Source organism: Rhodoferax sp. SPJ21 (assembly GCF_058216335.1).
In genome coordinates, this window is sequence record NZ_JBYZMO010000001.1 from 602,279 (window position 1) to 624,323 (window position 22,045).

The window sequence follows — 22,045 nt, forward strand, 5'->3', positions numbered from 1 at the left end:
GGTCAGGTCGCCGGTAAATCAGGGGGGCTGTGGGGCCTGAGCGTGGTGGGGCCGTGGCCGACCGCAGGAGCGGGCAGCTGCAGGGGGGCGGTGCCCATATGCCAGGCCTGAGCCCGTCCCGCACTCTTGGCCGCATACAGCGCCTGGTCTGCTACGGCTACCAGGTCACGCACCTGGATCTCGCTACCGGGCACCTCCACATAACCTATCCCCACGCTCACCGTCACATGGCCGGCGATAGATGAAGCCGCGTGTGGCAGGGCCTGGCGGGCCATGGCGTCCAGTACGCGCTGCGCCACCAACTGCGCACCGGCCAGCGTGGTTTGCGGCAGCAAAAGCGCAAACTCCTCGCCCCCGTAACGGGCCGCCAGATCGGCCGGGCGCTGGCAGCTTTCCATCAGCACCCGCGCTACGGCCTGCAGGCAGGCATCGCCCTCGGGGTGGCCGTAATGGTCGTTGTAGAGCTTGAAGAAATCCACATCCACCAGCAGCAGCGCAATGGGGTCTTTGTCACGCAGGCTGCGCAACCATTCACGCTCCAGCCGTTCGTCCAGGCGGCGGCGGTTGGCCAGGCCGGTCAAGGCGTCCACAGTAGAGGTACGGCGCAGCTCATCGGTCAGGTGTTTGATGCGCAACTGGGTTTTGACCCGCACCAACAGCAGCGGTTCGCTGATGGGTTTGGCGATGAAGTCCACCGCACCCAGCTCCAGCCCCGCCACATGCAACGCTGTATCACTGTGGCTGGTGACGAAGATCACCGGCACGTCAGCAAACTCGGGGTCGGCTTTCAATATCTCGCAAATCTCGAAGCCACTCATGCCCGGCATTTCAGAGTCCAGCAAAATCAGGTCCGGCACGGCCACGCGGGCCAGGCGCAACGCAGCTTCACCATTCGTGGCGAAACGCAGCGTCGCCACCTCTGAAAGGATGCGGCTGATGCGATGAATGATGACAGGGTCATCGTCGACCAACAAAATGCTGCTGTTATTCATTGTCCCGCGAAATGATGGATGGCCTGCCCATGTGGGTCGCCGAAGCAGTATCTCTGTTTTGCATCGACTTGGGTAGCAATTGTCTAGTCCTGTTGCGGCCCTGCGGTGCCCATCAAAATACTATGTTTTTTGCAGCACTCTGCGCAGACAATATCTGCGTACCAGGCTGATTCATACCCAATATATAGGAGACATGACAGCGCTGGTTCAGATGCAAAAACTTGCAATTTAGAGACTGCTGTGGAAGACCCTGCGCAGGGCTTCGGGGTCCATGGGCTGTGCTACAAATTTGGCCTTCAATGTCGGCCGTGATTTTTCTGTCGCCAGCCAGCAATTGCGGGCTGCAGCGCGATAGGACTGGGATAAGCTACAACGCAAGACATCGCAACAGGAGAAGCCTATCCACCCGCCCGAGCACCACAGCACGATGGACACGCTAGACCAGTTGCCCTGCCCGGTTTTGGTGACCGACCACGCTGGCTATATCCAGGCCGCCAACCGTAGTCTCGCCAGCCTGGTGGGCCGCTCGGCGCAGCAGCTCAGCCAAGGCGCGCTGGAAGACTTGCTCCCCCTACCCAGCCGCATCTTTTTGCAAACCCATGTATGGGCCTTGCTGCGCAACCAAGGCATCGTCAGCGAAATGAATCTCAAGATCCAGGACGCCCACAAGGCCAGCGTCCCGGTGATGGTGAACTGCCAGCGGGGTGTGTTTGCCGGCGCAGACTGCTACTACTGGGTGTTTTTCGTTGCACTGGAACGCCACAAGATAGAGACGGAGCTGCTGGGCGAACGCCAGCGTGCCGAGGAAATTGCCCGCGAGCTGGCAGAAAGCGCGCGCTTTGTGCAGACCATCACCGACGCCATGCCCAGCCTGGTCGCCTACTGGGACAAGAACCTGCGCTGCCACTTTGCCAACAAGCCCTACCTGGAATGGTTCAGCATCCAGTCCGAAGACGTGATTGGCAGCACCATGCTGGAGCTACTGGGCCAAGCCAACTGGAAGCTGAACGAAGCCCATGTGCGGGGTGCCCTGGCCGGCGAGCGGCAGCAGTTCGAACGCGCCCTGACCAAGGCCGACGGCAGCACCGGCTACACACTGACCCACTACATCCCAGACCACAACCACCTGGGCGAAGTAGCCGGCTTCTTTGTGCTAGTCAACGATATGACCTACATCAAGACCACCGAGAGCGAGCTCAAGCTGGCCGCCAGCGTATTCAGCAACACTGTCAACGGCATCATGGTGACCGATGCAGACGGCATGATTCTGTCGGTCAACCCGGCGTTCACGGCCATCACCGGCTACAGCCCTGACGAGGTGGTGGGCCGCCCCTCGCAGCTGCTGCGCTCGCACCACCACGACGATGCCTTCTATAAGGCCATTGACCACGCGCTGACCCAGCAGGGCCACTGGGCCGGCGAGCTGTGGAACCGGCATAAAAATGGCGAAGCCTTTCTCGAATGGCAGAGCATCACCACCATCCCGGGCTCGGCCGACACGGCCACGCGCTATGTCTCGGTGTTCAACGACATCACCGAGCGCTGGCGCAAGGACGAACGCATCCGCCACTTGGCACTGCACGACCCTTTGACCGACCTGGCCAACCGCCAGCTGCTGACCGACCGGCTCAGCCAGCTCATCACCCAGACCGCACGCGAGCCACGCCAGCTGGCCCTGATGTTTCTCGACCTGGATGGTTTCAAACATGTCAACGACACACTGGGCCACGACGTAGGCGACGAGCTTCTGGTGCAAGTTGCCCAAAAACTATTGGCTCTGGTGCGACAAAATGACACAGTGGCCCGCCTGGGCGGCGACGAATTCATCATCCTGCTGGACAACCCGCTGAACCAGGACGACGTGGCGCAGATCGCCGACCGCATCGTCGCTACTATCCGTGCACCCATCGTGCTGCAAGGGCAAACGGTGCAAATTGGCGCCTCCATCGGCATCGCCATGCACCCGTATGGCGGCGCCACACCCGCAGCCCTGATCCAGAGCGCCGACACGGCCATGTATGCCGCCAAGCGCGACGGCAAAAATACCTACCGCTTCTTTGCTGCTGACGACGCTATTTAAGTCAAGGTAGAAACAGTTTTTGCTACTATTTCAATAGCTGGCAGACCATATAAAACCTCCGCCAGCACCGTTTTTTAGTCCGCCGCCCTAAAAAATCCCCTGCGCAGGGCAACTGGTACACGCAGGGGATTTCAGCTAATGACCTTATCTCAAGGAGTGAAGGTGGCTAAGCCTAGTTGGCTGAGTACCGCATTACCCGCAGTTCCATTCAGCCGCAGCACTTGGCTGGTTGACAACTTATCTTTGTAAGCCCAGTACACCTGACCGGCTCGCTCGACAAAGACGCGCTCGTAGCTCAAGCCGGCAAGTTGGGCAGGCAGCCCGGCGAAAGTCATTACACGGGCATCTCCCATCGTAGCAATGGCGTAAGTGCCTGTGCCGATGACGGTGCAATTGCGGGTTGATCCGTTGGTAGAACGCTCAAGGCAAGAGTAGTAGGTGGCAGCGTTGCTGCTACCGCCCGCGAACGACACGCGAAAGCGGGTATTGCCCGAATAAAAGCCGGTCACCGTTCCGGTGGTACCAAGGGGGTTATTGCCCAGGTTACCCAAACTGGTCGTGGTGTTGCCCCACCCTACGTTGGGTGAAAGGCTGGTGTACACAACGCCACCGACCCCAGTGACAGTTTGTGCGCTATAGGTGCAAGGGGTACCCGGGTTGCGCGCAATCAGGGTCTCCAAAGTCACTGCATTTGTGGCATTGGATGAATTAGTTCCCGCGCAAGCCACCGTGCTGTTGGTAATGGCATTGCCACCGGCCGCTACGTCGGCATCTGCAACCGTCACGATATTGTCGGACCGCACGTCATATCCAATCGCCGTTGCCGTAGTGGCGTCCGATTGGGTATACAGCTTAGAACCGCTTGGAAATACAGCGCTACCCACACTTGCAGTTACGGTGCCAGTAAACCCGCTAGGCGCATTGCCCCAGTTGCTAGCGGCCGTACGGGTGTTCTGGATCAAGGTAAAAATACTTGCCATGGTCTTGCCAGTGATGTCGGTGACGACCCGCTGGGTAACGCCCTTGTTTAGGCTATCGCAATAGCTGTAAAAGCTACGCCCCTGGGCGTCCCGTACCGTGCTGGTATTCACCGTCCCTAGCGGGCAGCTGGCCCAAGAGGCCCCATTCCAATGCACGTCGTCTTTGCGCAATGGATTACTGCTGTTGACCCATTGGGTTTCTACGCCATTCACATTGTTATGGCGGATCGAGCGGTAGCGTGTCAGTCCATTGGCATCAGGCGTGGCTTCTGCTGCGGTGGAGGTAAAGATACGCGTATACCAATTGTTTGCATCGCCTACGTTCACCCAATCCAGCGAAAAACTAGCCACGGGGGTATCGGAAGTGTTGGTGTCTTTTGGTAACTTACCCAGGGCCACCTGCGACTGTAAGGTGCTGCTCGTCAAACCGTTGTCGGCGACCAAGGTTGCAGCCGCCGCGCCAATCGCCTCTTTGCATGCTACTGAAGTTTTATCGGTACACGCCGACGCTATCGTTGTGTCACTCCCGGCTGCAACCGCACCTGGGAGTACGTTGAAAAGATTACCCAATATGGCCTTATGAATATCGTCTGCGGTCATGGCTGTGCCGCTGCTGTCGTTCTGGCCGGCAGATCCGCCCAGGCTGATACCCTGGCTTTGGATGGTCACCACCAACAAGCGTGCGGCATTGTTAGCCGCGCTGTCGCCGTTCGCAACATAGTTCGCCATGGGTGAAGTAGGTAGGCCAGCCTGGTTTTGCACTAGGGCACTTGCGTCGGCTGTGTTCAAGCCAGTAGCTGCAGCCACTTGCTGGACCACCGTAGTCAGGGGACTTACTACCCCTGTTTGGTCAGCTGGAGCGCTCAAGGTATAGGCGGTTGTCACCGGCCCGCTATCGGCATCCACTGCGCCCACGGGCACCACCGCCAGAACGGTGTATTTCCCGACATCGGCATTCGGCACGGCAAATGTCGCCACGCCTGCGGCATTCGTGGTTGCTTGCGGCTCGCCGGTATCACACAGGCCGTTGCCATTTTTGTCCAGGCAGACTATGGCCCCCTGGATCAAACCATCCATTACGGTGGAAGAGACAGTGGTAGTCGCAGGCGCAACCGTGGCAGCGCCGTCGCCATCGCCTCCGCAAGCCGACAAAGCCGCGATGGCTACGGCCAGCATGGTCCATTGAAGTGGGGTGTGCATAGATTCTTCCTGGAATTTTTAATACAAAAGATTGCAAATCTTCACATTTGCAAAAATAGTCTATGCAGCGAATGCAACATGCCCAAGCAACATCCTTCTGCAACATCCTCAATTGGAGGGAAGAAAGCACGAACACTTTTCAGAGCGATAGCCTGCCCTGGTTCACCAACTGGTAAGCCGGAACGCCACCGCCAAAAAGTCCACCAACACCCGCACCTTGGGAGGCACATGTTTGCGGCTGGGGTAGACGGCGTAGATTCCCATCTCCAGCGAACGGTAGGCGGGCAGCAGCTCCACCAGGCGGCCGGCGGCCAGGTCTTCGCCCACCAAAAAACTCGGCTGCAGGATGACGCCCTGGTGGGCCAGGGCAGCAGCGCGGCAGGTATCACCGTTGTTGGCATGGATGCAGGGCCGGGTCGTGACGCTGACCGTGCCCTCGGGGCCGTCAAAATGCCACTCGTCCTTGGCCGCCCAGTAGGTGTAGGCGATAACGGCATGCCCTGCCAGTTCGCGTGGATGCAGCGGCGTGCCGTGCGCAGCCAGATAGGCCGGCGACGCGCACAGCACCATGCGGGTGCTGGCCAGGCGCTTGCTCACCAGCGTGGAGCTGGGCAAGGTGGCAATGCGAATCGCCATGTCATAGCCCTCTTCCACCAGATCCACCACCCGGTCGGCCAGGGTCAGGTCCAGCGCGACATCCGGGTACTGGCTGCGGAACAGTCCCCACAGCGGCGCCAGGTGCAGGATGCCAAAGGTGACCGGCGCATTGATGCGCAGCAGGCCGCTGGCCGCGCCGCTGCGCGAGGTGAGCTCGGCCTCGGCCTCGTCCACACCGGCCAGCAACTCCTTGCTGCGTGCGTAAAACCCCTGCCCCGCCTCGGTAAGCGACAGGCGCCGGGTGGTGCGCTGCAGCAGGCGCACGCCGAGGCGGGCCTCCAGGTCCGCCACATAGCGCGACACCGCCGCCTTGGACAGGCCCAGGCTATCGGCCGCCTTCACAAAGCTGCCGGCATCCACCACAGCCACCAGGGTTTGCATCTCCAGAAAACGATCCATTGTCTTGCCTGCTGAAACAATGAATCTTATTTCAGGCCATTTATCTCTGCAATAGCCATAGATACAGTGAAGGCCATGCTTTCACCCGACACCACCATGACCACCGCCGCCCCGGCCAGCGCCGTTGCCACCGCCAGCCTGGCCCCGGTCTTCTTCATCTCCCACGGCGCCCCCACGTTTGCGCTGGAACCTGGCCGGCTAGGCCCCTTGCTGCAGGCCGCAGGCCAGCAACTGCAGGACATCAAAGCCGTGCTAGTGGTGTCGCCACACTGGCAAACCCGTGGCGTGCGCGTGTCCGCCAGCCCCGCGCCCGAGACGGTGCACGACTTCGGCGGCTTCCCCGCGCCGCTGTACGCACTGCACTACCCCGTCGCCGGCCACCCCGCCCTGGCGGCCCAGGTGGCCGAGCTGCTGGCAGCCACCGGCTGGCCCACCAGCCTGGACGGACAGCGTGGCCTGGACCACGGCGCCTGGGTACCACTACGCCATTTGCTGCCGGCCGGCAATGTGCCGGTGTTCCAGGTGTCTCTACCCCTGGGCCTGAACGCTGGCACCGCCTTCCAGCTGGGTGAGGCCCTGGCCGCCGTGCGCGCCCTGGGTGTGGCCGTGGTGACCTCGGGCAGCATGACGCACAACCTGTACGAGGTGGACTTCCACGCCGGCCCCGATAGCGCCACCGCCGAGTACGTCACCGACTTCACCCGATGGGTGCGCCAAGCCGTGACCCAGAACGATACACAGAAGCTGGTTGACTACCGCCAGCAAGCCCCCCACGCGCAGCGCGCCCACCCCACAGAAGAGCACTTTTTGCCGCTGCTGGTGGCCATGGGCGCGCGCGGCAACGCCGAACCCGCGCAAGTACTGGATGGGGGTACCACCTACCATGTACTGGCCATGGAGTCTTATGCTTGGGGCCTGCCCGCAGCCAGCACTGAAACCACCCACTGAATGCAACCTGGAACACACGCCATGCCCACCTTGAGCCCTCTGCAGACCAGTCCCGACTTCAGCCTGGCATTCCGCCTGCTGCAACCCGTACCCGCCCAGCCCCAGGCCTGCCTGGTGCTGCTGCACGGCGTGGGCGGCTCCGAAACCAACCTGGCCGAACTGGCCAGCGACCTGCCGCCCAATACCCTAGTGGTGCTGGCGCGTGGCCCGTTGACACTGGGCCCTGAGCAGTTCGCCTGGTTCCGCGTGGCTTTTGGCGCGCAGGGGCCGCGCATTGATGCCGCCGAGGCCGAGAGCAGCCGCCTGACCTTGATTCGTTTCGTGGAGCAGCTGCAAACCGCCTATGGCGTCAGCCCGCAACGCACCGTGGTGGCAGGCTTCAGCCAGGGTGGCATCATGTCGGCCAGCCTGGCCCTCAGCACACCCGAGCGGGTGGCGGGTTTCGGCCTGCTGTCCGGGCGCATCCTGCCCGAGCTGGAGCCGCACCTGGCCGCGCCGGCGCGTCTGCACCAGCTGCAAGCCTTTGTGGCCCACGGCACGGCGGATAGCAAACTGCCCGTCGCCTGGGCCGAGCGCGCCGACGAGCTGCTGACCATGCTGGGCGTGGCCCACGAGACCCGGCTCTACCCCATGGACCACGGCATCAGCGCAGCCACGCATGCCGACTTTCTGGCCTGGCTGCACAAGGTGCTGCCTGCGCAATAAGATACTCCTAATTTGATAGCTGCCAGCGCAGGTATTACCAGCGCAAAAGGCTTATTTTTCTTAAGAAAACCATGGACACCGACACAACCATCCAGCGCGACTACGCCGCCGCACGCCTCCAACTGCCCCTGGGTACGGCGATCACCGTGCTGCATATCGGCGAGACGGCCACGGTGCTGGCCGTAGGCCACGAGGCAGAGCCCAGCGCGGTGCTGTCGCTGGCCATCGGGTCGCAGAAAACGGCGGCCGCATTCTTCAAGCACACACCGCCCACGCCCGGCGAAATCGAGAACGCCATCATGGTGGTGGAGGATGAAGTCACCTTGGCACGCCACCTGGTTGCGGGCCACACCACCTTGTTCAGCGCCGACGCGGCCCTGCTGGCCATGGCCAACATGGTGGGCATAGACACCGTGCACAGCCGCAGCATGTCTTTGGAAACTGTGGAGGGTCTTTTCGACCTGCTCGCGGCCCTATCCCAGGGCCGGCCCGCTGCCAGTGCAGGCATACCAGATACACCCCACTTTGCCGCCATGCTGCTGATCTTGCGTGAATTCATGCACCACCTGGGATTTACGGAAATCCGCTGGTAGACGCTTGAGTTACCGGCGGCCAAGCCCTACGCGCCACTACAACGCTGCATGACGCCGTGCCGCTCTGCTTGGAGACCCCGCAGGGCCTGGATTCAGCCTGCGCAAGCGACATCTACATGCAGTGGTCCGGGCTCATGGTTCAAACTTCAACTCTTGTGTTCACGGCGCAGTGCGACTGCGTCCATCTGGCTCAGAGTCGGCTCGCCTGAACGCAGGCGGAACAAGCGCATGGTGTTGCTCACGCCCTCTACCTGCCCGCGCAGCGACTTCGCCGTTGCGGCAAGCTCCTCCACCATAGCCGCGTTCTGCTGGGTCAGCGAATCCATCTGAGAAACCGCCTCGTTGATCTGGGAAATACCCAGCGTCTGCTCGCCGGAAGCGTGGGCGATTTCATCCAGCACGGTGCTCACCTTGCCTACCGATTCCAGCGCCGACTGCATGCGCTCCAAGGCACTGCTGCTCTGCTCGCCACCGGCACTGATGCGATGGGACGACTCGGTGATCAAGGTCTTGATCTCCTTGGCCGCAGCGGTCGTACGCTGCGCTAAAGCCCGCACCTCGCTGGCCACCACGGCAAACCCCCGGCCCTGCTCACCAGCTCGGGCCGCCTCGACGGCCGCATTCAGCGCCAGGATGTTGGTCTGGAATGCAACCCCTTCGATCAGTTGGATGATTTCGGTGATCTGCGCAGACGACTGGGCAATCTTTTGCATGGACTCGGACACCGAATGGACGGCCTCATTGCTGCGCTGGGCGATCTGTGTGGTTTCCTGCGCCAGCTTGGAACCACGCGTGGCAGCCGTAGCGCTATGCTGCACGGTGCCGGTGATCTCCTCCATAGACGCAGCGGTTTGCTGCAGGTTACTGGCCTGCGACTCGGTGCGTGCAGACAGGTCCTGGTTGCCTTCGGCGATCTCAGCCACGGCGACACTGACCTGGTCGATTTCCTGCCGCACATCGCTGACCACCGTACGCAAATTGACCGACATCTGCATCAAGGCCTGTTGCAACTGGCCCACTACGCCGCTGCCATCGGTACGAACTGCGTGGGACAAATCACCTGCCGCGAGGTTGTTAGCGTCCTTGACCAAAGAATGCAAGGGATCAATCGCCATGGACCAGGACAGCCAGACGACCACGGCGGCCAGCGCTCCCCCCAAGACGGCAGTCACCGCCAGAGGCATGTGCATCGCGACCGAAGCCAATACCACTATCAGAGCCACGGCCTGAACCAGTGCGAGACGGGCCACCGGGCCGGGGCTGCACAGACGCTGCAGCTTTCCCACCAGATCATTTCGAATGACTTTTCCGTTGCGCAGCAAGTAGGTTTTGCTACCGGATTTGGCCTCGCTACGCATTTGCGCATACAGCGTTTCTGCGGCTTGCACAGCCGAGCGGCTAGGGACCGTCCTGACGGACAGGAAACCGGTAATCTGGCTGCCGTCTACCATGGGCGTGGCATTGGCCTGGACCCAGTAGTAGTCACCGTTCTTGCGGCGGTTCTTGACCAGCCCGGTCCAGGGCAGCCGGGCCTGTATGGTGGCCCACATATCGCGAAAGGCTTCTTCCGGCATGTCAGGGTGGCGCACCAGATTGTGGGCCTGGCCCAAAAGCTCGGCACTCGAATAGCCGCTGACCTCAATGAATGCCGGATTGCAGTAGGTGATGCGCCCCTTCAGGTCCGTCACGGATACCAGGGTTTGTTCAGTGGGGAAGGTGTACTCGTGCTGAGTGACAGGAAGATTAAGCCTCATGGATACCCTTCGTGTTGAAGTTTTTTGTTCCCGTAGCGGAGGTCAGCAGACCCCGGCTCAGACATTAACGCTGGCTGGCTCCACGCTATCAATTTACATCAAATTAACACTTAGAAACCGCTGTAACACTCCAAAAATCGACCTAAAAGATACGCAAGCATCCTCAACATTTACTACGAAAACAGTGAATGCGAAGTAGATTCAATTCGAGAATTATGGGATGGGCCATAGCGTAGCCCAGCGTCCATGAACAAGCATGTATCGCGTCCTGGCATGTACGCCCAAAGCTTGGTATGCAAGACCTGGGCCGGATACCGATCCGTGTAGCGCCAACGCTGGAGCCCCAACTTCAGCAACAACCTGAGAACACGTTCTCAGGCCGCCATCTCCTCGGGCAGCAGCATGGCGATACGCTCGCGGATGGAGTCGGCGCGATCGGCGCCGGCGATGTTTTCCACCTCGTCCAGCATCGCGCGGCCCACTTCCAGCATGGACGCACGGTCGCGGGCATTGCGCAAGGCCTCGCGAAAGAACTCGGCTTGGGCCGGGTCTCGTTTGGCAAACATGCGCTCGCAAATATCAAACAAAAACATGCGCGTGGTGGCCAGCGATCGCTTGCCGTCAAACGGGTCTACCGCCGTGGGTTGAACCACGACAGCAGCCGCTGAAACCTGCTGGCTCAGGTAACCGTCACGCAAGAGCTGCAACACCAACTGTTCGCCCTCGTGGCCAAAATACGCAGCCACCTCCTGTACGCTCTTGCGACCATTGGCCAACAGCAGCAGCGCACGCTCCCGCTGGCCTAGACTGCGGCGCCCGGGTTGCAGTTCGGCTCGTGCCTTATCGGTTTTTTGAAGCCCCATGGTGTCCGCCCGTTGAAGACAAAGAGCGATTGGAGCAACAATTTGTTACCCTGCCATGACGCGACGGCTGCGCTCCAGCATGGCCTCAAATTCAGCGATGGGCAGAGGGCGGCTCATCAGATAGCCCTGGTAGGCATCGCAGCCGTTGCGGGCCAGGAACACGCGTTGTTCCTCACGTTCCACGCCCTCGGCAATCACCGCCAGCCCCAGCGTGGCTGCCAGCGCGATGATCATCTTGGCAATGGCCGCGTCGTTCGGGTCGTCCAGAATGTCTTTGATGAAGCCCTGGTCGATCTTCAGCTGGTCCAGCGGCAGGCGCTTCAGATAAGTCAGCGATGAATAGCCCGTGCCGAAATCGTCCAGCGAAAAGCCCACGCCCTCGGCCTTCAGCGCATCCATTTTGGCGATGGTGGTCTCCACATCGTTCACCAGCAGGCTCTCCGTCAGCTCCAGCTTGAGTTGCTGCGGCTGGGCGCCGGTGCGGCGCAGCACCTCCAGCACCTGCTCCACAAAATCATCGCGCTGCATTTGCCGGGCACTGACATTCACCGCAATCGACAAGCCATCCGTGCCGGGTTGCTGCGCCCAGGCCGCCAGCTGCTGGCAAGCCGTCTCCAGCACCCACTGGCCCAGCGGCACGATCAGGTCGGTTTCCTCGGCCAGCGGAATGAACTCGGCCGGGCTCACCATGCCGCGCAGCGGGTGCTGCCAGCGCAGCAGCGCCTCGGCTCCGGTGACCCGTCCCGTGCCTAGCACCTGCGGCTGGTAGTACAGGCTGAACTGCTGCTGCAGCAAGGCGTCGCGCAGGTCCGACTCCAGCGCCGCACGCAGCGTCACCACGGCCTGCATGGCGGCATCAAAAAAGCGCAAGGTATTACGGCCCGATGTCTTGGCCTGGTACATGGCCAGGTCTGCCTGTTTCAGGAGTTCATCCACAGCATTGTGTCGCCCGTCAAATAATGCAATGCCGATGCTGGGCGTGCTGCGGCGCTCATGGCCATCCAAAACGTAGGGCTGGTTCAACACATCGAACATCTTTCGGGCCACGGCCCGGCAGTGGGCGGCGGCCTCATCGGCATGACCGCCCAGACCCTCCAGGATGACCACGAACTCATCACCGCCAAAGCGCGCCACAGTGTCCCCCTCGCGCACGCAGCAGGTCAGGCGCCGCGCCACCTGTTGCAGCAGCAGGTCGCCCTTGTCGTGGCCCAGCGTGTCGTTCAGGGTCTTGAAGTGGTCCAGGTCGATGAACAGCAAAGCCCCCAGGTTACCGCTGCGCGTGCTGGCCACCAGAGCCTGCTTCAGCCGGTCCAGCAGCAGGCGCCGGTTCGGTAACCGGGTCAGTGGGTCGTAAAAAGCCAGGCTATTAACCTCGTCTTCGATGGCCTTGCGTTCGGTGAAGTCTTCGATGACCCAAATCGACCCGGCTCGTGGCGCCTCGGGGTACAAGCTACGGCTGCGCAAATGGGCCCAGAACTGAGAGCCGTCCTGGCGCTGCAGAAACAGCACCTCGTCATGGGGCCCCAGCTCGGGCGCGGTCGAGGGTGCGCCGGGCGGATACAACTGTGTCGTAGCTAATCCCGCCATGTCCGACTGGGTGTAGCCAAAGATGTCCTGCGCATGGCGGTTGGCCAGATGAACCACGCCTTCGCGCACAAAAATCACCCCCACCGGCACATTGCCCAGTATGGCCTGCTGTTCGGCGAAAGCGGCCTTCAGGTCGCCGCGCATATGTTCCATCTGCAGCGCCAGGCGGCCGATTTCGTCCGGCCGCTGCCAGCCCACGGGCTGGTCAAAATCGCCGCCTGCCAGGCGGTTGGAAAACAGCGCCAACTGGTTCAATGGCCGCAGCACACGGACATGCAGCGCCAGCAAGATGAAGCCCAGCGACAGCACGAACTGCCCCAGCAAAATGAAGGAATAGGCCCGGCGGTCGCTTTCGAATTCATGCTGCTTCAGGCTGCTGTCCACCTCGATTTCTACAAAGCCGGCCAGCTCGCGCTGTTTATTACCCGAATCCTGGAACATCAGCGGCCACCGCACCACCCGTGAACTACCCAGCCGCCGCTCTGGCCGCTCCAGCGTCAGTATGGGCATCTTGTCAGAGTCACGGATGACGATGCGCACCACCTGCGGATCCAGCAGCGTTGCCTGCCCTATGGTGGTCACGCTAGCGGTGTTGTAGTTCCATACCGGTGCCGAGAGGCTGTTGGACAACAGCAAGACCTTGTCGTCCAGATAGCGGTCCAGCTCCTTGTCGATTTGTGCCTGGCGCAAATTGGTGAGCGTCATCACGCCGATCAGGGCCGGCACTATCAAGCCCGCCGCCATGGCAACCGCGATACCCACGCTAAGGCTGCGCAACCGGTCCCGGGTCTTGAGCGGCGCCAAGCGTTGCTTTACACGTTGTAAGAAGTGCATGGCCTGAGATTAACCTTATAACGTGCCTAAGCCCCCTATCTAAGACCCGTATAAGGCCATCAGCAGCGACCCAAGGCGACGCTTATAAGTCTTCGCGAAACTGCGTGCCCTGGATAAGCATGCGCAGACCGCGAGTGACTTGTTTAGCGTCGCCCTAACACTTGGTGCACACCAACTTCTGGATCTCCGGATTTTGGTAATTGGCCTTCGTCACCAGAACGGTGTCGGTAAAGATGGTGGCTTCTTTGATGGCCTGGCCACGGGCCGCTGCCGCTGCAGCCTGTGTGCCTTTGTAGCCCATCTGCACCGGGTTCTGGATCACCAGGCCGCTGATCTCTTCCTTCTTCAGGCCGTCCAGCAGGGCATCGGTGGCGTCAAAGCCGATGAACCTTAGCTTGCCGGCCTGGCCGGTATCGCGCAGGGCACGCAGCATGCCATCGGTCGCGGTTTCATTCACGGAAAACACGCCGTCCAGCGGCGGCTGTACGGCCAACAAGGCGCTTGCACTTTGCCGCGCCTTGCCGGTCGAGCCACCGCCATGTACATCCGCCACCACGGTGATAGCCGGCGCGTTGGCCCTCATATAGTCCTGGAAACCCTTGGCCCGATCGTCGGTGGAAGCGCTGCCCGCCACCGTGCGCAGCACCGACACCCGGCCTTTTTTGTTCAACAGCTCGGCCAGGGACTTGGCCGCCAGCTGGCCGCCCGCGTAATTATTGGAAGTGACAAAGTTGCTGAGCTGCTTACCGTCCAGTCCCGAGTCAACGGCCACCACCGGGATACCCATGGCAACAGCACGCCCCACTGATTCGACCAGGCGCCCCCTGTCGGTGGCGGCAATCAGGATGGCGTCGACCCCAGGCTTGCTGTAGAGCTGCACGATCTTGATCTGCGAGTCGGTGTCGTCGTTGTGCGCCGGCCCGCGCCAGGTGAGGTGGATGTGCCCGTCCTCCTGCACCGCCTTGTCCACACCGGTACGCATCAGGTCCCAAAAGACCTGGTCGCTGGCCTTCGGGATGAAGACCAGATGCACATCCTTCACCACCGGCTGCGCGGCAGGCATGCCCATCACGCAGCAGGTCCACAGCAGAAAGAGTAGAGATTTCATATGCCCTCCAGCCCTGGTTCTTGCACCATAGCAAACGCTATGGGCCAAACGATACGCCAACCTGGCGCCTGGGCGGAAAGGGCATACCCTGCCTGGGCCGAACCACCGACCAACCCGGGTGGGGCGACGAAAACTCCTTATTTGATAGCAGCTAGCGCAGGTTTTATATGCGCCAGAGCCCTATTTCATTTAAAAACTGTGGGCAGCTCAGTTGGCTACGGTGAAACGCTTTTGCACATGCTTGGGTGTCTCGATCTCGTCCACGATGGCCACGGCCAGGTCGGCAACCGAAATACCGGATGGCGCGTCGCCCACGCCAGGCAACAGCGTGTCTGCACCCACGCGGTACTGGCCGGTACGCTCGCCGGGCGCCAGCAGGATGGGGGGCGACAGGAAGGTCCAGTCCAGCGTAGTCTCCAGCTTGATGCGGTTCAACAGCTCGCGGGCCGCCAGCGCGCCCTGCTTCCATTCGGCCGGGAACTCTGGCGTGTCCACCAATTGCAAGCCGGGCTCCACGAACAGGCTGCCACCACCGCCCACCACCAGCACGCGCTTGCCGCCCGCCTGCTTGACGCCATCCAGAATCGCCTTGCTGCCCTGCAGGAACAGGTCGTGGATCTGCGGCTCGGTCCAGCCGGGGTTGTAGGCGCTGATGACGGCGTCCACACCGGCCACGGCCTGGGCCACCTGGGCCGGGTCCAGCACATCGGCAGGCACCACGGTCAGCCCGGGCTGGGCGCTGAACTTGCCAGGGTTGCGTGCCAGTGCGGTCACTTGGTGGCCACGGCTGAGCAACTCGGTCAACACGGCGCTGCCAACAAAACCGGTACCGCCAATCAATGCAATCTTCATATCAAGCTCCTGTGGAAAAGAGCGTTAGTGTGATTTCTTCACCAAGATATGAATAGACGGTCTAATTCGCTATTACTCTGAAGCCCTGCTACACAATCAAGCCTATGGACCAACTCAAACGCATGGCCATCTTTGCCGAGGTGGTGGCCAGCGGCTCGCTCACCGCAGCCGCCCGGCAACTGGACATGACGCCCTCGGCCGTCAGCCAGCATCTGCGCCAGCTTGAAAAAGCCCTGGGCCTGGCCCTGCTGCACCGCTCCACCCGCAAGCTAACGCTGACCGAAGCCGGCGCCCGCTACCACGTGGGCTGCGCGGCCATGGTGGCGGCGGCACGCTCTGCCGAATCGGCCCTGGCCCGGCTGCGCGACGAACCCGAGGGCGAGCTGCGCCTGGCCGCGCCCATAGGCTTTGCCAGCCTGCTGGCCAGCGCGCTGGCGCCGCTGCGCGGCCACCCCAAGCTGACCTTGAACCTGCTGCTGGACGACACCGTGATCGACCTGATCGACGCCCGCGTGGACATTGCGCTGCGCGTGGGCGCCATGCCCAGCTCCAGCCTGGTGGCACGCAAGCTCGGCAGCATGGCGCGCCAGTTGTGCGCCGCCCCAGCCTACCTGGCCGAGCACGGCTGGCCCAGCCATCCGCAGGACTTGCTGCAGCATGTGTGGCTGGGTAGCGCCGCCGACAACACCAGCTTCGACACGCTGGAACTGCATGGACCGAAAGGCGAGCAATGCACTGTGCAGTTGCGGGGCCGCGTGCAGGCCAGCCAGGTATCGGCCCTGCACGCGCTGTGTGTGGAGGGCTGGGGCATTTGCGTGGCCGTGCGGCAAGAAGACTTCCAGGCCCTAGCCGACGGCCGGCTGGTACCCGTGCTGCCGCAGTGGCAGCAAAGCCCCATGCCGGTTTACGCCGTCACCCCCAGGCGCGATGCCCAGCCCGCCAAGGTGCGGCACACGCTGGACCTGCTGGCCAGCTACTTTGACCGGGTGTACCCCGGCGTGGTGGGCGGGTAGTTCCTATTTTGATAGCAGCCTGCGCAGGTATTACCTGCGCCAGCGGCACTTTTTTCTCTTAGTGGTCGTCGTGCAGATACGTGGCTTGGCGTGGCAGCAGCAGGCTGACCGCAAAGGCCAGAACCATCATCCCCGTGACGTACCAGTAAAAGTAGGACTCGTGGCCCATAGCCTTCAGGCCCAGCGCCACGTACTCGGCGCTGCCGCCAAATATCGCGTTGCCCACCGCATACGACAGGCCCACGCCCAACGCACGCACTTCGGGTGGGAACATCTCGGCCTTCACGATGCCGCCAACCGAGGTGTAGAAGCTGACCACCGCCAGCGCGATGGTGATCAACACGCCGGCCACCAGAGGGCTGGTCACGCTTTGCAGCGTGGTCAGAATCGGTACCACCATGAGCGTGCCCAAGGCGCCAAACAGCAGCATGTTGTTGCGCCGGCCGATGCGGTCCGACAAGGCGCCGAACAGGGGCTGCATGCACATATAGAGGAACAGGCAGGCGGTCATCACATTGCTGGCGGTCTTGATCGACATGCCGGCCGAGTTCACCAGGTACTTCTGCATATAGGTGGTGAAGGTGTAGAAGATCAACGAGCCGCCGGCGGTATAGCCCAGCACCACCAGCAAAGCACGCTTGTGGTTTTTCAGTAGCTCGGCCACGCTGCCCGCAGCTTTGGAACTGCGCGTCTGCGCGGTGGTGGTTTCATGCAAGGTGCGGCGCAGCATCAGCGCGACCACGGCGGTCAACGCACCCAGTACAAAGGGAATGCGCCAGCCCCAGCTCTTCAGCTCGGCCTCGTCCAGCAGCTGCTGCAACACCACCACCACCAGCACCGCCAGCAACTGGCCGCCGATCAGCGTGACGTACTGGAAGGACGAGTAAAAGCCGCGCTGGCCGCGCATCGCCACCTCGCTCATATAGGTGGCGGTAGTGCCGTATTCGCCGCCCACCGACAGGCCCTGCAACAGGCGCGCCGTCAACAACAGCACCGGAGCCAGCGCCCCAATGCTGGCATAGGTCGGCAGGCAGGCGATCAGCAACGAGCCGCCACACATCATCATCACCGACACCACCATCGAGGTCTTGCGGCCCTTGCGGTCAGCCAGCCGACCGAAGATCCAACCGCCGATAGGCCGCATCAAAAAGCCCGCGGCAAACACGCCGGCCGTGTTCAGCAGCTGGGCCGTGGGGTCCGACTTGGGGAAGAACGCCGGCGCGAAGTAGATAGCGCAGAAGGCGTAAATGTAGAAGTCAAACCACTCCACCAGATTGCCCGACGATGCGGCGACGATGGCGAAGATGCGTTTGCGCTTTTCTTCAAACGTATAGGGAAGGGGCAGTACGGCAGTCATGGGCGTCCTTGTCTCGGTGAACTTGTAGCTGGCAGTGTCTTGTGATGCCGTGCTTCTGTCGTCCGTAGCAATCCGCCCCGGCGTCTGCGTAGCTCTACGCAAGGGTAATTACTTAGACTCTGTCAAATGCCGTTTTCGCGCAAAAACCGCTCCAGCTCGTGGCTGTTCGACAGGCCCAACTTGGCGAACACATGGGCGCGGTGCGTCTCCACGGTACGCAGCTCCAAGGGCGCCAGGTCCAGCGCGATGCGCTTGTTGGGCTTACCCTCGGCCACCAGGCGCGCCACCTGCACCTCGCGCGGCGTCAACTTGGCCCACAGCGCCTGCGCGGCCTGCCGGGCCTGCTGCTCGGCGGCGATGGCGCTGGCTTTCTGCAAGGCCTGGGCCACCGTGTTCAGCAGGCGCTCGTCGTTGCAGGGCTTCTCCAGCCAGCCAAAAGCGCCCTGCTGTACCGCATCCACCGCCATGGCGATATCGCCGTGACCGGACAAAAACACCACCACCAGCGGGCTCTGCTGCGCGCGAAGCGTCTCGAACACCTGCAGCCCGCTGATACCGCCCAGCCGTAAATCCAGAATGGCGCAGCCCGGCCGTTGCGGGTCGACGCCAGCCAAAAACGCCTCGCCGGAGGCAAAAGCCTGCACCGCATGGCCGCGCGACAACAGCAGCAGGCCCAGCGAGCGGCGCACCGCTTCGTCGTCGTCAACGACGTACAGGTTCAGGGGCAGAGGGTTTGACTTCATGGGGCAGTAAACAAGGAATGGAGCGCGTAGAGACTAACCGACACCAACGCACAAACTTTTACAAATAGCCATTACACGGCAATAGCGTACATACGGCCAGCGCCCATGGAAACAAGGAATCGCTTCGCTGTAGCGTTCAAATCTGGATGGATCTGTATCTTTTCAGAGCGCCCCCGCTTGCCTATGCTGGCGCCCATCTCCCACCTACATGAAGGATCCCATGCCAGAAATCTCCAGCTTGCTTGCCTTTGGTCTTATCTCGCTCGGCATGGTGCTCACCCCCGGGCCGAACATGGTTTACCTGATTTCGCGCTCGATTTGCCAAGGAAGAACGGCCGGGCTGATCTCTTTGGGTGGAGTGGCACTGGGCTTTGTTTTCTACATGCTTTGCGCTGCATTTGGCATCACGGCTTTGGTGATGGCGGTACCGTACGCCTATGACGCACTACGCCTCGGAGGTGCGGTCTATCTGCTCTATCTGGCTTGGCAAGCTGTTAAGCCCGGCGGACGCTCGCCGTTTGAAGTACGTAATTTGCCAAAGGACAGCCCCCAAAAGCTTTTCACGATGGGATTCATCACCAATTTGCTCAACCCCAAGATCGCGATCATGTATCTGTCTTTGTTGCCACAATTCATTGATCCCAACCACGGCAGTGTGCTTGCGCAATCTCTCCTATTGGGCCTTACGCAAATTGTTGTCAGCGTTAGCGTCAATGCCGTGATAGCCGTACTGGCGGGTTCTATTGCGATTTTTCTCGCGTCCCGCCCCTCTTGGCAGACTGTTCAACGCTGGCTCATGGGAACCGTATTGGGCGGACTGGCTATGCGCATGGCCATGGAGAGTCGGCGGTGATTTCCTGATGGAAACGCCATCCAGTAGAACGGTCACCCTGCGACTTCGAGCTCCAGCGTAAAAACCGTTCCGCCATCCACCCGGTCGGCAAAGGCCAATCGACCACGGTGGCTTTCGACGATGGTGCGGCAGATGTTCAAGCCCAGGCCCAGGCCGCCTTCTTTGGTGGTGAAGAATGGCGCGAACACCTGCTCCGCAATCGCAGCATCAATGCCGGGCCCACGGTCCGCCACGCAGATGTGCATGCGGCCGTTGACCACGGTCGCGTCGATCTCCACCACACGGCGCTCCACAGGTGTGGCCTGCATGGCTTGTAGGCTGTTGAGCACCAGGTTCAGCAACACCTGCTCCAGCAGCACGCGGTCGCCGCGTACAGCGGGCAGCGTGGCGGTAATGCGCAGCACAGTGCGCGCTTGCTGCGCCCTGATTTCACCCTGCAGCAGGGCCAGCACGTTCGCCACCAGGGTGGCCACCACGCAGTCTTCGGCACCGGCAGTGCGCTGGTGCACAAAGCCGCGGATGCGGCGCACGATCTCGGCGGTGCGCTGGGCCTGGGCCATGGTCTCGTCCAGGCTGCTGACCAGCAGGTCCGACCGGCCCTGCTCGGCAAAGGCCTTGGCCGCGCTGGCGAAATTGCTCAGCGCCGCCAGCGGCTGGTTCAGCTCGTGCGCCAGGGTGGATGCCATCTCGCCCAGGCTGGCCAGGCGCTGCGCATGTTGCAGCTGCTCGTCATTCTGGCGCTGGCGCAGCTCGGCGCGCTTTTGCGCGGTGATGTCCACCACCGAACTCATCCAGCCGCTGTGCTGACCATGGGCGTCGATCAGCCGCGCGGTGTAGACCATGGTGAACACCTCGTGCCCGTCGCGGTGGCGGATGCGCGACTCGAAGCCGGACATCGCGGCCTGGCCGGACATGGTGGCTTCATTGTTTTGCCAGTGCTGGTCCACGTCGTCCGGGTGCCAGTACGGATACGGCGGCAGGCGGCCCAGCAGTTCGTCAGCGCGGTAGCCGGTCATCTCGCACAGGGCGGGGTTGACGTAGATGATGTGGCCGTCCAGATCGCGTGCGCGCATGCCTACCAGTAGCGAATCTTCCATGGCCTTGCGGAAGGCATGGGCCTGGTCAAGCTCCAGCGTGCGTTCACGCACGCGCACCTCCAGGTCGCGGCGGGCATTGCGCTGCTCGGCAAAGCGGCGCTCGCGCAGGCGCCAGTACAAAGCGCCCAGCAGCAGCAGGCCGGCACACAGCAGGCCCAGCATCCAGCTGCGTTCGCGGGCGCGGGTGACGGCGCTGTAGTCGGCCATCACGGTCAGGGTCCAGCCCAGGTCGGGCAATGCTTCGTCTACTGCCAAGAACTCGCGCGGCTGGCCAGCCAAGCTGGTGCGCACGCGGTAGCCCTCGGCATCTGGCGCCAGATCGGGTGCCACATTGCGCTGCCAGGGCAACAGTGGAAAGCTGTGATGCGTGCCGTACTGCTGGTGGCGCTGCACCCAGGCCAAGTCCTCCTCGCCCAGGGTGCGCTGGGCCTGGTACAGCCAGGACGGCACCGAGCCCAGAAACACGATGCCCCGCGCATCGGCCAACAGAATCGGGTCGCGCACAAAGGCCCAGGTTTCCTGTATTTGCCGCAGGCTGACCTTGACAGTGAACACGCCGCGCACCACCCCACCCTGCTGCACCGGCGCGGAGATGAACAGGCCCGGCTCCCCTGTGGTCTGGCCCACGCCGTAGAACTGGCCGTTGCGGCCAGCCCGCGCATCCAGGAAGTAGGGCCGGTTCGCATACGACTGGCCAACGAAGCTCTGCGCCGTCTGCCAGTTGCTGGCGGCCAGGGTTATGCCCTGCAGGTCGATGAGGTAGAGCGCGTCCGACCCGGCGCGGCGGTTCACCTCTTCGATGTAGCGGTTGGCACGCTGCTGGGCCAGCGGGTCGTGCGGCTGGGCCAGCGCCGCCAGCACGTCCGGGTGCTGCGCTGCGGTGAACGGCAAATAGCTGTACTTGGCCGCCGCGCCGCGCAGGCCCAGCGCATGCACCTCGATGGCCCGGTGTATGGAGTCCAGCTGAAAGCTGGCCTCACGCCGCGCCGCCCACTGGCCTGCCGCCGCAATCAAAGCCAGAGCCAGCACAGCCACTGCGGCCCATACCCCAGATACCCACCACGCCCGGTATGCGGGCTGGGTGGCGGCGGGTTCAGGTGGAGCGGAGGGCATGGCAGAACTAGAAAAAGGGGCCGAATCATTGTGCATGAGCAAAACCACAGCAAGGCATCGGCACAAACAGTATTGGCTTTGCGCAACTGCGTACCAGTCCCGTACGCGCCCCCAAAAAAGGCGTATTTTTTGTGCGCCAGGCAGCGGAGGCCAGCCTGGCAATTTACTATTATTTTTATAGCTTCTCGCGCAGGCATTCTCTGCGCAAGAGGCATAAAACACCATGTAACTCGAAAGAGCCTGACCGCCTGCTCAAAGCCCCCTCTGCACGGTAAGATGGATGTGCGCGCGGCCTTGCTGGCCGCCACTGCAAGCAC

At 61.9% G+C, this 22,045-nt stretch carries 17 protein-coding genes; 6 read left to right on the forward strand and 11 right to left on the reverse strand.

Annotated elements, in window-relative coordinates:
- Nucleotides 1–2: 2 nt before the first annotated feature.
- Nucleotides 3–992 carry a diguanylate cyclase domain-containing protein gene (locus AC4BBN_RS02620; RefSeq protein ID WP_490590390.1) on the reverse strand — a complete coding sequence of 330 codons (990 nt, stop codon included), beginning with the start codon at nucleotides 990–992 and terminating at the stop codon, nucleotides 3–5.
- A gap of 427 nt (nucleotides 993–1,419) precedes the next feature.
- Between AC4BBN_RS02620 and AC4BBN_RS02625 the strand changes: the two genes are divergently transcribed.
- Nucleotides 1,420–3,072, forward strand: coding sequence for a sensor domain-containing protein (locus AC4BBN_RS02625; RefSeq protein WP_490590391.1), 1,653 nt, complete (start codon nucleotides 1,420–1,422; stop codon nucleotides 3,070–3,072).
- A gap of 149 nt (nucleotides 3,073–3,221) precedes the next feature.
- On the opposite strand, the gene AC4BBN_RS02630 is transcribed toward AC4BBN_RS02625, so the two are convergent.
- The gene (locus AC4BBN_RS02630) at nucleotides 3,222–5,252 is read right to left on the reverse strand and encodes a hypothetical protein (RefSeq protein WP_490590392.1); all 2,031 of its coding nucleotides are present in this window, start codon (nucleotides 5,250–5,252) and stop codon (nucleotides 3,222–3,224) included.
- A gap of 162 nt (nucleotides 5,253–5,414) precedes the next feature.
- Nucleotides 5,415–6,308 (reverse strand): LysR family transcriptional regulator, encoded by an 894-nt coding sequence (locus AC4BBN_RS02635; RefSeq protein ID WP_490590393.1) that lies wholly within the window; start codon nucleotides 6,306–6,308, stop codon nucleotides 5,415–5,417.
- Nucleotides 6,309–6,404: 96 nt separating this feature from the next.
- Here AC4BBN_RS02635 and AC4BBN_RS02640 point away from each other — a divergent pair, with 96 nt between their 5' ends.
- From AC4BBN_RS02640 to AC4BBN_RS02650, 3 genes are all read left to right on the forward strand, one after another.
- Nucleotides 6,405–7,256: a DODA-type extradiol aromatic ring-opening family dioxygenase gene (locus AC4BBN_RS02640; RefSeq protein WP_490590394.1), complete on the forward strand. Its 852-nt coding sequence runs from the start codon at nucleotides 6,405–6,407 to the stop codon at nucleotides 7,254–7,256.
- 21 nt (nucleotides 7,257–7,277) lie between these two features.
- Nucleotides 7,278–7,961, forward strand: a complete 684-nt coding sequence (locus tag AC4BBN_RS02645) for an alpha/beta hydrolase (RefSeq protein WP_490590395.1) — start codon at nucleotides 7,278–7,280, stop codon at nucleotides 7,959–7,961.
- Between the two features lie 71 nt (nucleotides 7,962–8,032).
- A complete protein-coding gene (locus AC4BBN_RS02650) occupies nucleotides 8,033–8,554 on the forward strand; it encodes a hypothetical protein (protein WP_490590396.1) in 522 nt (173 codons plus the stop codon).
- Nucleotides 8,555–8,700: 146 nt separating this feature from the next.
- On the opposite strand, the gene AC4BBN_RS02655 is transcribed toward AC4BBN_RS02650, so the two are convergent.
- The 5 genes from AC4BBN_RS02655 to AC4BBN_RS02675 all read right to left on the reverse strand — a co-directional run bounded on the left by AC4BBN_RS02655 (nucleotide 8,701) and on the right by AC4BBN_RS02675 (nucleotide 15,552).
- Complete coding sequence (locus AC4BBN_RS02655; protein WP_490590397.1) at nucleotides 8,701–10,308, reverse strand: methyl-accepting chemotaxis protein; 1,608 nt, start codon at nucleotides 10,306–10,308, stop codon at nucleotides 8,701–8,703.
- Between the two features lie 374 nt (nucleotides 10,309–10,682).
- Entirely contained in the window at nucleotides 10,683–11,171 is a 489-nt protein-coding gene (locus tag AC4BBN_RS02660) for a hypothetical protein (protein ID WP_490590398.1), read from the reverse strand.
- Between the two features lie 45 nt (nucleotides 11,172–11,216).
- Nucleotides 11,217–13,592, reverse strand: coding sequence for a putative bifunctional diguanylate cyclase/phosphodiesterase (locus AC4BBN_RS02665; protein ID WP_490590399.1), 2,376 nt, complete (start codon nucleotides 13,590–13,592; stop codon nucleotides 11,217–11,219).
- A gap of 154 nt (nucleotides 13,593–13,746) precedes the next feature.
- On the reverse strand, nucleotides 13,747–14,700 hold the full coding sequence (locus AC4BBN_RS02670) for an ABC transporter substrate-binding protein (protein WP_490590400.1): 954 nt from the start codon (nucleotides 14,698–14,700) through the stop codon (nucleotides 13,747–13,749).
- A 207-nt stretch (nucleotides 14,701–14,907) separates the two neighbouring features.
- Complete coding sequence (locus AC4BBN_RS02675) at nucleotides 14,908–15,552, reverse strand: NAD(P)-dependent oxidoreductase (RefSeq protein WP_490590401.1); 645 nt, start codon at nucleotides 15,550–15,552, stop codon at nucleotides 14,908–14,910.
- A gap of 104 nt (nucleotides 15,553–15,656) precedes the next feature.
- Here AC4BBN_RS02675 and AC4BBN_RS02680 point away from each other — a divergent pair, with 104 nt between their 5' ends.
- Entirely contained in the window at nucleotides 15,657–16,565 is a 909-nt protein-coding gene (locus AC4BBN_RS02680; protein WP_490590402.1) for a LysR substrate-binding domain-containing protein, read from the forward strand.
- 58 nt (nucleotides 16,566–16,623) lie between these two features.
- On the opposite strand, the gene AC4BBN_RS02685 is transcribed toward AC4BBN_RS02680, so the two are convergent.
- Together AC4BBN_RS02685 and AC4BBN_RS02690 are read right to left on the reverse strand one after the other, a co-directional pair.
- Nucleotides 16,624–17,922 (reverse strand): MFS family transporter, encoded by a 1,299-nt coding sequence (locus AC4BBN_RS02685; protein WP_490590403.1) that lies wholly within the window; start codon nucleotides 17,920–17,922, stop codon nucleotides 16,624–16,626.
- A 122-nt stretch (nucleotides 17,923–18,044) separates the two neighbouring features.
- Nucleotides 18,045–18,665 (reverse strand): response regulator transcription factor, encoded by a 621-nt coding sequence (locus AC4BBN_RS02690; protein ID WP_490590404.1) that lies wholly within the window; start codon nucleotides 18,663–18,665, stop codon nucleotides 18,045–18,047.
- A gap of 220 nt (nucleotides 18,666–18,885) precedes the next feature.
- On the opposite strand from AC4BBN_RS02690, the gene AC4BBN_RS02695 reads away from it, so the two are divergent.
- A complete protein-coding gene (locus tag AC4BBN_RS02695; RefSeq protein WP_490590405.1) occupies nucleotides 18,886–19,518 on the forward strand; it encodes a LysE family translocator in 633 nt (210 codons plus the stop codon).
- A 32-nt stretch (nucleotides 19,519–19,550) separates the two neighbouring features.
- Here AC4BBN_RS02695 and AC4BBN_RS02700 read toward each other — a convergent pair whose 3' ends face one another.
- On the reverse strand, nucleotides 19,551–21,728 hold the full coding sequence (locus tag AC4BBN_RS02700) for a sensor histidine kinase (RefSeq protein ID WP_490590406.1): 2,178 nt from the start codon (nucleotides 21,726–21,728) through the stop codon (nucleotides 19,551–19,553).
- Between the last annotated feature and the right edge of the window lie 317 nt (nucleotides 21,729–22,045).

Bases quoted from the DNA above. Each gene is read 5' to 3' on its own strand.
- AC4BBN_RS02620 (WP_490590390.1), bottom strand. From the start codon at position 992: ATGAATAACAGCAGCATTTTGTTGGTCGACGATGACCCTGTCATCATT.
- AC4BBN_RS02625 (WP_490590391.1), top strand. From the start codon at position 1,420: ATGGACACGCTAGACCAGTTGCCCTGCCCGGTTTTGGTGACCGACCAC.
- AC4BBN_RS02630 (WP_490590392.1), bottom strand. From the start codon at position 5,252: ATGCACACCCCACTTCAATGGACCATGCTGGCCGTAGCCATCGCGGCT.
- AC4BBN_RS02635 (WP_490590393.1), bottom strand. From the start codon at position 6,308: ATGGATCGTTTTCTGGAGATGCAAACCCTGGTGGCTGTGGTGGATGCC.
- AC4BBN_RS02640 (WP_490590394.1), top strand. From the start codon at position 6,405: ATGACCACCGCCGCCCCGGCCAGCGCCGTTGCCACCGCCAGCCTGGCC.
- AC4BBN_RS02645 (WP_490590395.1), top strand. From the start codon at position 7,278: ATGCCCACCTTGAGCCCTCTGCAGACCAGTCCCGACTTCAGCCTGGCA.
- AC4BBN_RS02650 (WP_490590396.1), top strand. From the start codon at position 8,033: ATGGACACCGACACAACCATCCAGCGCGACTACGCCGCCGCACGCCTC.
- AC4BBN_RS02655 (WP_490590397.1), bottom strand. From the start codon at position 10,308: ATGAGGCTTAATCTTCCTGTCACTCAGCACGAGTACACCTTCCCCACT.
- AC4BBN_RS02660 (WP_490590398.1), bottom strand. From the start codon at position 11,171: ATGGGGCTTCAAAAAACCGATAAGGCACGAGCCGAACTGCAACCCGGG.
- AC4BBN_RS02665 (WP_490590399.1), bottom strand. From the start codon at position 13,592: ATGCACTTCTTACAACGTGTAAAGCAACGCTTGGCGCCGCTCAAGACC.
- AC4BBN_RS02670 (WP_490590400.1), bottom strand. From the start codon at position 14,700: ATGAAATCTCTACTCTTTCTGCTGTGGACCTGCTGCGTGATGGGCATG.
- AC4BBN_RS02675 (WP_490590401.1), bottom strand. From the start codon at position 15,552: ATGAAGATTGCATTGATTGGCGGTACCGGTTTTGTTGGCAGCGCCGTG.
- AC4BBN_RS02680 (WP_490590402.1), top strand. From the start codon at position 15,657: ATGGACCAACTCAAACGCATGGCCATCTTTGCCGAGGTGGTGGCCAGC.
- AC4BBN_RS02685 (WP_490590403.1), bottom strand. From the start codon at position 17,922: ATGACTGCCGTACTGCCCCTTCCCTATACGTTTGAAGAAAAGCGCAAA.
- AC4BBN_RS02690 (WP_490590404.1), bottom strand. From the start codon at position 18,665: ATGAAGTCAAACCCTCTGCCCCTGAACCTGTACGTCGTTGACGACGAC.
- AC4BBN_RS02695 (WP_490590405.1), top strand. From the start codon at position 18,886: ATGCCAGAAATCTCCAGCTTGCTTGCCTTTGGTCTTATCTCGCTCGGC.
- AC4BBN_RS02700 (WP_490590406.1), bottom strand. From the start codon at position 21,728: ATGCCCTCCGCTCCACCTGAACCCGCCGCCACCCAGCCCGCATACCGG.